13 protein-coding genes are annotated in these 12,304 nt (G+C 63.2%); 6 read left to right on the top strand and 7 right to left on the bottom strand.

Annotated features, from left to right (window positions below; all coding sequences use genetic code 11):
• The first annotated feature begins 78 nt into the window (after positions 1 to 78).
• On the top strand, positions 79 to 801 hold the full coding sequence (rph, locus tag LT40_RS16500; RefSeq protein WP_043192184.1) for a ribonuclease PH: 723 nt from the start codon (positions 79 to 81) through the stop codon (positions 799 to 801).
• Positions 802 to 958: 157 nt separating this feature from the next.
• Here the strand turns inward: rph and LT40_RS16505 are convergent, their stop codons facing one another.
• On the bottom strand, positions 959 to 1,738 hold the full coding sequence (locus LT40_RS16505) for an exodeoxyribonuclease III (RefSeq protein WP_043192186.1): 780 nt from the start codon (positions 1,736 to 1,738) through the stop codon (positions 959 to 961).
• An 82-nt stretch (positions 1,739 to 1,820) separates the two neighbouring features.
• Between LT40_RS16505 and pyrE the strand changes: the two genes are divergently transcribed.
• Together pyrE and LT40_RS16515 are read left to right on the top strand one after the other, a co-directional pair.
• On the top strand, positions 1,821 to 2,462 hold the full coding sequence (pyrE, locus tag LT40_RS16510; protein WP_043192188.1) for an orotate phosphoribosyltransferase: 642 nt from the start codon (positions 1,821 to 1,823) through the stop codon (positions 2,460 to 2,462).
• 58 nt (positions 2,463 to 2,520) lie between these two features.
• Positions 2,521 to 3,066 (top strand): DUF4124 domain-containing protein, encoded by a 546-nt coding sequence (locus LT40_RS16515; RefSeq protein ID WP_148308622.1) that lies wholly within the window; start codon positions 2,521 to 2,523, stop codon positions 3,064 to 3,066.
• A gap of 237 nt (positions 3,067 to 3,303) precedes the next feature.
• On the opposite strand, the gene argB is transcribed toward LT40_RS16515, so the two are convergent.
• The 4 genes from argB to coaBC all read right to left on the bottom strand — a co-directional run bounded on the left by argB (position 3,304) and on the right by coaBC (position 8,494).
• Complete coding sequence (gene argB / locus LT40_RS16520) at positions 3,304 to 4,209, bottom strand: acetylglutamate kinase (protein WP_043192190.1); 906 nt, start codon at positions 4,207 to 4,209, stop codon at positions 3,304 to 3,306.
• A 24-nt stretch (positions 4,210 to 4,233) separates the two neighbouring features.
• Complete coding sequence (locus LT40_RS16525) at positions 4,234 to 5,658, bottom strand: phosphomannomutase/phosphoglucomutase (RefSeq protein ID WP_237749333.1); 1,425 nt, start codon at positions 5,656 to 5,658, stop codon at positions 4,234 to 4,236.
• Positions 5,659 to 6,821: 1,163 nt separating this feature from the next.
• Positions 6,822 to 7,277 carry a dUTP diphosphatase gene (gene dut, locus LT40_RS16530; RefSeq protein ID WP_043192192.1) on the bottom strand — a complete coding sequence of 152 codons (456 nt, stop codon included), beginning with the start codon at positions 7,275 to 7,277 and terminating at the stop codon, positions 6,822 to 6,824.
• Between the two features lie 8 nt (positions 7,278 to 7,285).
• Positions 7,286 to 8,494: a bifunctional phosphopantothenoylcysteine decarboxylase/phosphopantothenate--cysteine ligase CoaBC gene (gene coaBC, locus LT40_RS16535; RefSeq protein ID WP_043192193.1), complete on the bottom strand. Its 1,209-nt coding sequence runs from the start codon at positions 8,492 to 8,494 to the stop codon at positions 7,286 to 7,288.
• 134 nt (positions 8,495 to 8,628) lie between these two features.
• Between coaBC and radC the strand changes: the two genes are divergently transcribed.
• The gene (gene radC, locus LT40_RS16540) at positions 8,629 to 9,303 is read left to right on the top strand and encodes a RadC family protein (protein ID WP_043192194.1); all 675 of its coding nucleotides are present in this window, start codon (positions 8,629 to 8,631) and stop codon (positions 9,301 to 9,303) included.
• A 39-nt stretch (positions 9,304 to 9,342) separates the two neighbouring features.
• On the opposite strand, the gene LT40_RS16545 is transcribed toward radC, so the two are convergent.
• The gene (locus tag LT40_RS16545; RefSeq protein WP_043192195.1) at positions 9,343 to 10,932 is read right to left on the bottom strand and encodes an ABC transporter substrate-binding protein; all 1,590 of its coding nucleotides are present in this window, start codon (positions 10,930 to 10,932) and stop codon (positions 9,343 to 9,345) included.
• A 373-nt stretch (positions 10,933 to 11,305) separates the two neighbouring features.
• Between LT40_RS16545 and rpmB the strand changes: the two genes are divergently transcribed.
• Positions 11,306 to 11,539 (top strand): 50S ribosomal protein L28, encoded by a 234-nt coding sequence (gene rpmB, locus LT40_RS16550; protein ID WP_007894701.1) that lies wholly within the window; start codon positions 11,306 to 11,308, stop codon positions 11,537 to 11,539.
• Between the two features lie 12 nt (positions 11,540 to 11,551).
• Positions 11,552 to 11,707 carry a 50S ribosomal protein L33 gene (rpmG, locus tag LT40_RS16555; RefSeq protein WP_022960960.1) on the top strand — a complete coding sequence of 52 codons (156 nt, stop codon included), beginning with the start codon at positions 11,552 to 11,554 and terminating at the stop codon, positions 11,705 to 11,707.
• A gap of 117 nt (positions 11,708 to 11,824) precedes the next feature.
• Here rpmG and LT40_RS16560 read toward each other — a convergent pair whose 3' ends face one another.
• A complete protein-coding gene (locus LT40_RS16560) occupies positions 11,825 to 12,187 on the bottom strand; it encodes a cupin domain-containing protein (RefSeq protein WP_043192196.1) in 363 nt (120 codons plus the stop codon).
• Positions 12,188 to 12,304 lie beyond the last annotated feature (117 nt).

Raw genomic sequence — 12,304 nt, forward strand, 5'->3', positions numbered from 1 at the left:
CTGCGGGAGCGGGACGGGCAATTCATGGTCGGACGCCCTATAATGCCCGCCAGATTTGTGTCCAGTACAGGTATCCCGATGAAACGTCCAAGTGGTCGCGCCGCCGATCAGCTCCGCTCGATTCGCATCACTCGCAACTACACCAAGCACGCCGAAGGGTCTGTATTGGTGGAGTTCGGCGACACCAAGGTGATCTGCACCGTCAGCGTCGAAAACGGCGTGCCGCGCTTCCTCAAGGGACAGGGCCAGGGTTGGTTGACCGCCGAATACGGCATGCTGCCACGCGCCACTGGCGATCGTAACCAGCGCGAAGCCAGCCGTGGCAAGCAGGGTGGTCGCACCCTGGAGATCCAGCGCCTGATCGGCCGCTCGCTGCGCGCTGCGCTCGACATGAGCAAGCTGGGCGACATCACGCTGTATGTCGACTGCGATGTCATCCAGGCCGACGGTGGCACGCGGACCGCGTCCATCACCGGTGCCATGGTGGCGTTGGTCGATGCCTTGAAAATGGTCAAGAAGCGCGGCGGCCTGAAGGGCGGTGATCCGCTCAAGCAGATGATTGCCGCAGTATCTGTAGGCATGTACCAGGGCGAGCCGGTCCTGGACCTCGACTACCTGGAAGACTCCGCCGCCGAGACCGACCTCAACGTGGTGATGACCAGCACCGGTGGCTTCATCGAAGTGCAGGGCACTGCCGAAGGCGCGCCGTTCCAGCCCGCCGAGCTGAACGCCATGCTGGCGCTGGCCCAGCAGGGCATGGAAGAGATCTTCGCCCTACAGAAAGTCGCCCTGGGCGAGTGATGCAACCATGGGCACTCGGTTTGTCTGAAATACCGCAGTGCCTTTTTCGCGGCCACCGACCGCTCCTGCGAAGGGGATCAGCAGTACCCGTGGGAGCGGTCATCGGCCAGGCACAAAAAAGCCGACCTCGCAAGGTCGGCTTTTTTGTGCCTGGCGATCAGATCGTCAGGGTCCAGTCGTAGTCCACGATGAGTGGCGCATGCTGGGAGAAGCGTGGCTGGCGCGGCAGGCGCGCGCTGCGCACGAAGCGCCGCAGGCCGGGGGTCAGCAACTGGTAGTCGAAGCGCCAGCCCAGGTTGAGCATCTCGGCCTGTTCGTTGTCGGGCCACCAGCTGTACTGGTCGCCTTCGCGGCTGACTTCGCGCAGCGCATCGACATAGCCCATGTTGCCGACGATTTCATCCATCCAGGCCCGCTCGGGCGCCAGGAAGCCGGGCGACTGCTGGCTGTCGCGCCAGTTCTTGATGTCGAGTTTCTGCTGCGCAACATACAGCGAGCCACAGTAGATGTATTCGCGACGCTTGCGCCGTTGCTTGTCCAGGTACTTGCCGAAGTCGTCCATGAGCTTGAACTTCTGGTTCAAGTCTTCATCGCCGTTCATGCCCGAGGGCAACAGCAGGGTGGCAATACTGAGCTTGTCGAAATCTGCCTGCAGATAACGCCCGTAGCGGTCGGCTGTCTCGAAACCCAGCCCACTGATGACCGCCTTGGGTTGCAACCGCGAATACAGCGCCACGCCGCCTTGGGCTGGAACTTCTGCATCGCACGCATAAAGGAAGTAGCCGTCCAGTTGGAAGGCGGCGTCGTCCAGTTCAAAGGCGGAAGCACGGGTGTCCTGCAAGCAGATGACGTCGGCATTCTGGGCCTGCAGCCAACTGAGCAACCCGCGCTCGACTGCCGCCTGAATACCATTGACGTTCACACTGATGATCCGCATACATGGCCCCAAAAATCTTGTGCGTGTATGATACCCGAGCTCTACCTAATTAGCTAAATCCGTGGTATCCGGGACTTTTTCGATGCAGGCCTATCAGCGCGACTTCATTCGTTTTGCAATTGATCGAGGCGTTCTGCGTTTCGGCGAATTTACCCTGAAATCAGGGCGTACCAGTCCTTATTTCTTCAATGCCGGCCTGTTCAATACCGGCGCCGCACTGGCCGAACTGGCGCGCTATTATGCCGCAGCCATCGTTGACAGCGGCATTGCCTTCGACGTGCTGTTTGGCCCTGCCTACAAGGGTATTCCACTGGCGGCCGCCACTGCCGTGCAACTGGCCGAAAAGCATCAGTTGGACGTGCCTTGGTGCTTCAATCGCAAGGAAGCCAAGGCGCACGGCGAAGGTGGCAGCCTGGTCGGCTCGCCGCTGGCCGGCAACGTGCTGATCATCGACGACGTGATCACCGCCGGTACCGCCATCCGTGAAGTCATGCAGATCATCCAGCAGCAGGGCGCGACTGCGGCGGGGGTGATGATCGCCCTCAATCGCCAGGAGCGCGGCAATGGCGAGCTGTCGGCTATCCAGGAGGTGGAACGTGACTTCGGCGTGCCGGTGGTCAGCATCGTTTCGCTGAACCAGGTGCTGGAATTCCTTGCCGACGATGCGCAGCTCAAGCAGCACCTGCCGGCGGTCGAAGCCTATCGTGCGCAATACGGTATTTAATCACGTGCGTTTGCGGGCGCTGGCGATCGCAGCGCTCGGTGTGCTGCCGGCCACGGTCATGGCTGCCGAGGCGCCGGGCATGCTGCTTTATCGCTATGTCGACAGCCGCGGCGTGACGGTGCTGGATCGCCAGGGTGTACCGCCGGAGTACGTGGGCAAGGGTTATCAGGTGCTCAACCAGAGCGGTCGGGTGGTGCAAACCGTGCCGCCTGCGCCGACGGCCGAAGAAATACGCCTCAAGCAACAGGCCGAAGTGCAGTCGCAGGCCGATGCGCAGTTGCTCGACCGTTATCCATCGTTGGACGAGCTGGACAAGGTCAGTGCTCGCCGCCGGGCGGAGATCGACGCATTGATTGCCGTGGCCACGGCGAACGTGCAGACCTTGCAGGGGCAGCAAGCGACGCTGCAGGGGCAGGCAGCGGCGCAGGAAAGGGCGGGTCAGGAGGTGTCGACATCGATGCTCGACCAGTTGCGTGATGTGCAGGCCCAAACTGCCGAACTGCAGGCCCGAATCGCCAAGCTGCAGCAGACACGTAGCGAAGCCGACGCCGGGTTCGCCCAGCAGCGAGCCCGATTGGTCAAAGTCCTCGAATCCCCGCTGTAGTTGCGTCGGGTCTTTCCGCGTTTTTTCCGAAACACCGCATGCACCGCCGACGCGGCTCGCGCCGCTGCTACAGGGATCGCGAACTCTGTAGTTGGCCATCGCGGGGAGGCCGGACGCGGCTTGCGCCGCTGCTACAAGGGATTGCGAATTCCGTTGTTACGGGGGATCGGAATTCTGTAGCAGCGGCGCGAGCCGCGTCGGCGGCGGGCGCGGTGCGTCTGCTGCACCGCGGTCGGGTCAGCCGATCTTCTTGTTGCTGATCAGGGTGCCGACGCCGCTGTCGGTGAAGATTTCCAGCAGCACGGCGTTGGGGACGCGGCCGTCGATGATGTGCGAGGTGGTCACGCCACCCTGAACCGCTTCCAGTGCGCAACGGATCTTGGGCAGCATGCCGCCGTAGATGGTGCCGTCGGCAATCAGGCCGGCTACCTGCTCGGTGGTCAGACCGGTCAGCACGTTGCCTTCCTTGTCCATCAATCCGGCAATGTTGGTCAGCAGCATCAGCTTCTCGGCCTTGAGCGCCTCAGCCACCTTGCCGGCCACCAGGTCGGCGTTGATGTTGTAGGACTCGCCATCCGGACCCACCCCGATGGGCGCGATCACCGGGATGAAGTCACCGTTGACCAGCATGTTCAACAGGTCGGTATTGACCCCGGTGACTTCCCCGACGTGACCGATGTCGATGATCTCCGGCTTGGTCATCTCAGGGGTCTGGCGAGTCACCGTGAGCTTGCGCGCGCGAATCAGTTCGGCGTCCTTGCCGGTCAGGCCGATGGCGCTGCCGCCGTGGCGGTTGATCAGGTTGACGATGTCCTTGTTCACCTGGCCACCCAGCACCATCTCCACGACGTCCATGGTCTGGGCATCGGTGACGCGCATGCCATCGACAAAATGGCTCTCGATGGACAGGCGCTTGAGCAGGTCGCCGATTTGCGGCCCACCGCCGTGCACCACCACCGGGTTGATGCCCACAGCCTTCATCAGCACGATGTCACGGGCGAAACCGGTCTTGAGCTCCTCGCTCTCCATCGCGTTGCCGCCGTACTTGATCACCAGGGTCTTGCCGACGAAGCGGCGGATATAGGGCAGCGCTTCGGACAATACCTTGGCGACGTTGGTGGCGGCATCACGTTCGAGGGTCATGCGGGGCTCCAGTGAAACAAGTGGTCAGAACGGTAGGTGCAGATCAGGTGCGACTTTCAACAGCTGGGTACGGAAGACGCCCTGGATTCGTTCGAGTTCCTCGGCGTCTTCGGCCTCGAAACGCGTCACCAGCACAGGGGTGGTGTTGGAGGCACGGACCAGGCCCCAGCCTCTAGGGTAGTCCACGCGCACGCCGTCGATGAGGGTGAGCTGGGCGTCACCCCATTGAGCGCCGTGGTGCAGGGCGTCGATGATGCTGAATTTGTTGTCTTCGGTCACTGGGATATTCAGCTCGGGCGTGGACACGTCGTCGGCGAATGCCGCGAACACGTCTTCGGCACTGAGGTTTTCCCGGCTGAGGATCTCCAGCAGGCGTGCAGCACTGTAGATGCCGTCGTCGAAGCCGAACCAGCGCTCCTTGAAGAAGATGTGCCCGCTCATTTCCCCGGCCACCAGCGCGCCCGTGCGCTTCATTTCTTTCTTGATCAGGGAATGGCCGGTCTTCCACATCACCGGGCGACCGCCGTGTTCCTTGATCAGCGGGCCCAGGCGGCGGGTGCATTTGACGTCGTAGATCACGTCGGCGCCGGGGTTGCGCGACAGCACATCGCGGGCGAACAGCATCAGCAGGCGATCGGGATGGATGATGCGGCCGGTGTTGGTCACCACGCCCACACGGTCCGCGTCGCCGTCGAAGGCCAGGCCCAGGTCGGCGCCCGTTTCACTGACCTTGGCGATCAGCGCCTGCAGATTGGCGGCTTTGCTGGGGTCCGGATGATGATTGGGGAAGTGCCCGTCGACCTCGCAGAACAGCGGGATGACCTCGCAACCCAAGGTCTGGATCAGCTGCGGCGCCACCACGGCGCCGGCGCCGTTGCCACAATCGACCACGACTTTGAGCCGGCGGGTGAGGACGATGTCGTCGCGGATCTGCGCCACATAGCGCTCCAGGATCTCGACCTTCTCCACACTGCCCTGGCCCTGGGTGAGGTCGTTGTGCACCAGGCGCTGGTGCAGGGCCAGGATCTGCTCGTTGGCCAACGTGTCGCCGGCGATCACCACTTTGAAACCGTTATAGTCCGGCGGGTTGTGGCTGCCGGTGAGCATGACCCCGGAGCGGCCGGTGAGCACATGGTTGGCGTAGTACAGCGCCGGTGTCGGCACTAGGCCGACATCGCTGACATGGCAGCCGGCGTCGACCAGGCCCTGGATCAGCGGCTGCACCAGCTCAGGCCCGGACAGACGGCCGTCGCGACCGACATTGACGTTGGCCTCGCCCATGGCCAGGCTTTGCGCGCCGACGGCGCGGCCAACCCAGTAGGCCGTATCGGCATTCAAGGTGCTGCCGACGATGCCGCGAATGTCGTAGGCGCGAAAGATACCGTGGGGCAGCGCTGGCGGCAGGTCGCTTGCTTCGACGACAGGGTCGGCGACATCGAGCTCGAGCATGTCGATGTCCTGGAAGATCGGGTTGGTCCAGTTGTCCGATACCGGCGCCGGCGCGGGTGCAGCCGAAGTGCTGTCGGTCGGGTGCGCAGTGCGTTCGCGCAAGGACAGCCGCGCCAGACCCTGTGCCAGGCCGTTCAGGGGCGCCAGGCTCAGGCCGAACGCCTTGACCGCCTTGCCACCGGACAACTCATCGAGCAGTTGCTCGAGCTGCCGCGCGTCGGCCTCGATGCGTGCATACAGCTGGCGTTGAGCCAGACGCACCGCCAGCGCGGCGCAGCCAATGGCAATCGCTGCGGCCAGCATCATCAGGCCCAGCGAACTCCAGGCGAAGGGTGGTTGGAACAACGGCCCTGGGCTGAATTCCAGGCGCCAGTTGGGGTTGGCCGTCGGATACGGATAGCGGGTGGCCGAAGCGTTGCTGCCTTGCTCGGCCAGCACCTGCGGTGGGCTGCCCAGCACGCTCTGCTGCAGGCGCAGCTGGCCGAACTCGGCGTCGGGCAACGCCAGGGCCTGGGTCAGCGGCTGCATCTCGAAGGCCAGCACCAGCGTGCCCAGCACGGGCGATGTCGAACTCTGCTGGACGGTCGCGACGTTGTAGATCCACCAGCGTCCGTTGACCTTGTAGGCTTCCGGCGGCGTGGCGACACCGCGTTCGGCGCGGCTGATCATGTCCAGCACGGCGAAATTGATCGGCGCAGCGCCCTGCTGGTCGACCTTGGCCTGGCCTGGCAAATTCAGGCGCACGCCTTGCAAGCCGCCAATCAAAGGCACCGCACCGGCGGCCTGAGCGATAACCGCAGGGTCCTGGCTAACCAGCGCGGCACCCAGCGCAGGTGAGTGCGCCAGGGTAGTCGTCACGCCTGACTGGCGCGCGATCACGGCGTCCAAGCCTGCGATGAAAGGCGCGGCGGCGCTCGCTTCGGCATTCTGGAAGGCCCGGCTGGCCAGCGGTGCAACGACCAGAAACCAGATCAGGAGCAGGGCGGCGAGCACCCCGGCAATGGCGATCAGCAATGCTTGACTGCCGGCACCAGACCGCGCGTTCGACGCCTGGCCGTTTTCGGCCGTCTTGGCATTGCGAGGAAATCCTTTCACCTGTCATCTCCGCATTGAACGCTTGGGAGCAGCCTGGTATCGCCAGGGCGCCGGGTCTGCATGGCCGTTTACTGGGTGCCGGAGTGACCGAAACCGCCGGTCCCGCGCTGGCTCTCGTCGAAGCTTTCGACGAGTTCGAAATGGGCCTGCACCACCGGCACCAGCACCAGCTGGGCGATGCGTTCGCCCACCGTCAGGGTGAACGCGCTATCGCCACGGTTCCAGCACGAGACCATCAGTTCACCCTGGTAATCGGAGTCGATCAGGCCGACCAGGTTGCCGAGCACGATGCCGTGCTTGTGGCCCAGGCCCGAGCGCGGCAGGATCATCGCCGCCAGGTCCGGATCGCCGATGTAGATCGACAGACCGGTGGGGATCAGCAGGGTTTGCCCTGGTGCCAGCAGGGTGTCCTGCTGCAGCATGGCGCGCAGGTCCAGGCCCGCGGAGCCAGGTGTGGCGTAGTGGGGCAGTGGGAAATCCCGGCCCAGGCGTGGGTCGAGAATCTTGGCTTGAAGGGCGTGCATGGGTGTCGTTAAACCTGGTCGAGGCGCTTGGCAATGAAGGAAACCAGCTGGCGGGCGATCTTGCCTTTGCTGGTCTGGGCGAAAGCAGTGGTCTGCAACTGGCGGTCGATCACGCTGCAGGCGTTTTCTTCGCTGTTGAAACCGATGCTGGGGTTGGCGACGTCGTTGGCCACGATCAAGTCCAGGTTCTTGTCCTTGAGCTTGCGCGCGGCGTAGTCGAGCAGGTGTTCGGTCTCGGCGGCGAAGCCCACGCTGAACGGGCGGTCGGCGCGACCGGCGATGGTCGCCAGGATGTCCGGGTTGCGCACCATCCGCAGCAGCAGGCCGTCGCCACTGCTGGGGTCTTTCTTGAGCTTTTGCGCAGCCACCACCTCTGGGCGGTAGTCGGCCACGGCGGCGGACGCGATGAACACGTCGCAGGGCATGCCAGCCTCGCAGGCGGCGAGCATGTCGCGCGCGCTGACCACGTCGATACGGGTGACACGATCGGGCGTGGGCAGATGCACCGGGCCGCAGATCAAGGTGACGCGCGCACCGGCCTCGACGGCCGCTTCGGCCAGGGCAAAGCCCATCTTGCCGGAGCTGTGATTGGTGATGTAGCGCACCGGATCGATGTTTTCCTGGGTCGGCCCGGCGGTGATCAGCACGTGCTTGCCGGTCAGTGCCAGGTGCTCGAAGCATTCGGCCGCGCACAGTGCCAGTTCGGTGGCTTCGAGCATGCGGCCCAGGCCGATGTCGCCACAGGCCTGGCTGCCGGCAGCTGGGCCGAAGACCTTCAGGCCGCGGCTGCGCAGCAGGTGCAGGTTGTCCTGGGTGGCCGGGTCGCGCCACATGGCCTGGTTCATGGCCGGGGCGATGGCCACGGTGGCGTCGGTGGCCAGTACCAGCGTGGTCAGCAGGTCGTTGGCCAGGCCCTGGGCCAGGCGTGCCATCAGGTCCGCGGTGGCCGGGGCGATGAGCACCAGATCGGCCCATTTGGCCAGGTCGATATGGCCCATCGCAGCTTCGGCCGCCGGGTCGAGCAGGTCCATGTGCACCGGGTGGCCGGAAAGCGCCTGCAGGGTCAGCGGCGTGATGAACTCGCTGCCGCCCTTGGTCATTACCACGCGCACTTCGGCGCCTTGCTCCAGAAGCCTACGTACCAGCTCGGCGCTCTTGTAGGCGGCAATGCCGCCGCCGACGCCCAGAATGATGCGTTTTCGATACAGCCGCTGCATAGGCCTGCCTTTATCATCTGGTAATAACACCACGGTGAAACCGCCTCCCGGGGCCGGGTCGCCGTGCAAAAAGTTGCGTTAAGATAGCACAGCGCTCGCTATGGAACAGCGAGGCACACAGACAGGGAGTGGGGATGAGTATTCGTGATTGGCCCGAGGCCGAGCGTCCGCGTGAGCGCCTGCTGGCGCATGGTCCGGGTAGTCTTTCCGATGGCGAGCTGCTGGCGATATTCCTGCGCACCGGCGTGGCCGGGCACAGCGCCGTGGACGTCGCGCGCAACCTGCTGATCCGCTTCGGCGGCCTGCGCGCCCTGCTCGAGGCCGACCAGAAAACCTTCAGCCAGCATTTCGGCATGGGCCCTGCCAAATACGCCCAGCTGCAGGCCTCCATCGAGATGAACCGCCGCTACATGGCCGAGCGGTTGAACCGCGGGCCGGCCATGGAAGATCCGGAGTCGGTGCGCCGCTACCTCAAGGCCAAGCTGCGCCACGAGCGCCAGGAAGTGTTCGGTTGCCTGTTCCTCGACACCAAGCATCAGCCGTTGGGTTTCGAAGTGCTGTTTCGCGGCACCATCGACAGCGCGGCGGTGTACCCGCGCGAAGTGGTCAAACGGGCTATCGCCCTGAACGCCGCGGCGTTGATCCTGGCGCACAACCATCCTTCCGGGAATCCAACCCCGAGCCAGGCCGATCGCTCGCTGACCCAGCGCCTCAAGGAATCACTGGCGCTGGTGGATGTGCGGGTGCTCGATCACATCATCATCGGCGAGGGTGAGCCGCTGTCGATGGTCGAGCACGGGTGGATGTAAGGACCGGGTTCTACCCGCGAAGAGGCCGGTAGTGGCAGCCTATTTCTCGACTGACACCCTGGAGAAATCCTGCCGGCCGAACGGGCTGACGGTGTAGCCCTCGACACCTTTTCGCGCCAGCACCGCAGCTGTCGGGTGGGCCAGCGGCAGCCACAGCGCCTGCTTCTGGATCAGAGCCTGGGCCTGCTGGTACAGCTTGCTGCGCTGAGCCTGGTCGGTTACCGCCTTGCCGTCACTGATCAGCTTGTCCAGGCCCTTGTCGCAGTAACGCGCGAAGTTGGTCCCCGACTGCACGGCCGCACAGGAAAACTGCGGTGTGAGGAAGTTGTCCGGATCACCGTTGTCGCCGGCCCAGCCCATGAACAGCAGGTCGTGCTCGCCAGCCTTGGCGCGGCGGATCAGTTCGCCCCATTCGATCACGCGGATCTCGGCCTTGATGCCGACCTTGGCCAGGTCGGCCTGCAACAACTGCGCACCCAGGCTGGGGTTGGGGTTGAGCAGGCTGCCGGAAGGGCGGGTCCAGATGGTGGTGTTGAAGCCGTCCTTCAGGCCGGCCTTGGCGAGCAGCTCGCGGGCCTTGGCCGCATCCTGCTTGTAGCCTGGCAAGTCGCGCGCATAGCTCCAGGTATTGGGTGGGTACGGGCCATTGGCAGCCTCGGCGGTGCCTTCGAACACGGCCTTGAGGTAGCTGTCCTTGTCGAAGGCCAGGTTGATGGCCTGGCGCACTTCAGGCTTGTCCAGGGGTGGGTGCTGGCTGTTGATGGCCAGGAACGCGGTCATGAAAGCCTCGGTCTTGATCACCTGGAGGCTCTTGTCGTCGGCGGCTGCGGCGATGTCCAGTGGCTTGGGCGACAGGGTCAACTGGCACTCGTTGCGGCGCAGTTTCTGCAGGCGCACGTTGGCGTCCGGGGTGATGGCAAACAGCAGCGGGTCGACTGCAGGCTTGCCGGCAAAGTAGTCCGGGTTGGCCTTGTAGCGCACCACGGCGTCCTTCTCGAAACGCACGAAGACGAACGGGCCGCTGCCGATCGGCTGGCTGTTGAGCTTTTCCGGAGTGCCGGCTTTCATCAATTGATCGGCGTATTGCGCCGAATAGATCGAGGCGAAGCCCATGCTCAGGGTCGCCAGGAACGTTGCATCGGGATGATTCAGGGTGAACCGCACGGTCAGCGGATCAGGCGCCTCGATGTTCTTGATCAGGCCAGGCAGCTGCATCGACTGGGCATGCGGGAAGCCGCTCTGCGCGACCTTGTGCCAGGGGTTGGCCGGGTCGAGCATGCGCTGGAAGCTGAACAGCACGTCCTGCGCGTTCAGCTCGCGGTCCGGCTTGAAGTACGAAGTGCCGTGAAACTTGACGCCGGGGTGCAGCTTGAACGTGTAGGTCAGGCCATCGGCCGACACGCTCCAGCTGTCCGCCAGGCTGGGAATGACCTTGCCAGCCTTGGCATCGAATTCAACCAGGCGGTTCATCAGCACATCGGCCGACGCGTTGGTGGTAGTCAGCGAGTTGTACTGCACCACGTCGAAGCCTTCGGGGCTGGCCTCGGTACAGACCGTCAACGGCGCGGCATGCACCAGCGCAGAGGCAAACAGGGGAGCAAGCAAGAACGGCAAAGTCGCAAGACGCATGGTGTGTTTCCTTGGCGTGTCGAGGGCCCATCTGCCTATGCAGTCTGGAGAAAAGTCCTACCCTAGAGATGTCGAGCAGCGTTGACTATCCCTAAATCGTTTTTTTGCGCGACGAGTGGTCATGCCGCAGCACGCCCGCCAGTGCTGTGCCTGCGCCGATGCCTGCGCAGCTGGACGCACCGATTGTGCATCTGGAGTTGTTGCGCCGCAGGGTTTCTGGTATAAAGCAGCGCTCTTTTCTAGGGCCCTGTTCCTCTGCCTTTACGGTGAGGCGGGTAAGACCCTGAAGAAACGCGGCGCCGTGCGCCAAATGACTGAGAGATAAGCGGCCAACCCATGCCGGGTTGGGCATGTGGTTTTAGAGGGCTGAGGCATGTCGAGAGTCTGTCAAGTTACCGGTAAGGGTCCGGTGACTGGGAATAACATTTCCCACGCAAACAACAAAACCCGTCGTCGTTTCCTGCCGAACCTGCAGCATCACCGCTTCTGGGTTGAAGAAGAGAAACGTTTTGTTCGCCTGCGCGTATCCGCCAAGGGCATGCGTATCATCGACAAGCGCGGCATCACTGTCGTGCTGGCCGAAATCCGCAAAGCTGGCAAGATCTAAGGGAGCTTTATCATGCGTGAATTGATTCGTTTGATCTCGAGCGCCGGTACTGGTCACTTCTACACTACCGACAAGAACAAGCGTACTACCCCGGACAAGATCGAGATCAAGAAATTTGATCCGGTTGTTCGCAAGCACGTGATGTACAAGGAAGGCAAAATCAAGTAATTGATTTTGGCGACCAGAAAAAGGCCCGCGTCGAAAGATGCGGGCTTTTTTTTATGTGGATTTTGACCTCGTGGGGAGGCCTTCGCGGGTAGAACCCGCTCCCACAGGGAAGCCCCATCAAGCTTTGGCTTCGAACACCACGTAGATCTTGCGGCACGCCTCCAGCACCTCCCAGGTGCCGGTGAAGCCTGCGGGGATCACGAAGCGGTCGCCGGCGCGCAATGTCTTGCCGTTGCCTTGGTCGTCACGCAGTACGGAAACGCCCTGCACGATCTCGCAGTATTCGTGCTCGGTGTAGTTGACCTTCCATTGCCCCACTTGGCCTTCCCAGACTCCCGCGTTCATCTGTCCGCAAGGACTTTGATAGTGGTTGAACAGCGTCTGTTCGGGGTCGCCACCGAGGATCTTTTCGGGCGCCGGCCGGTAGCGTTCCGGGGTGACGCTGTGTTGGGCAAAGTCGACGATGCTGGTGATGTTCATGCAGGAAACCCCTCGCTTGTTGGATAAAACGCACATCCGTGGGCCTGTGTGCGCTGAGTGTCAAATATATTGAAATGCGGCGCGCCGGTGGTTTAGGGTGGTTCGATGTCACCCCGC

It is taken from the genome of Pseudomonas rhizosphaerae (genome assembly GCF_000761155.1).
In the GTDB taxonomy this organism is placed as follows: Bacteria; Pseudomonadota; Gammaproteobacteria; order Pseudomonadales; family Pseudomonadaceae; genus Aquipseudomonas; species Aquipseudomonas rhizosphaerae.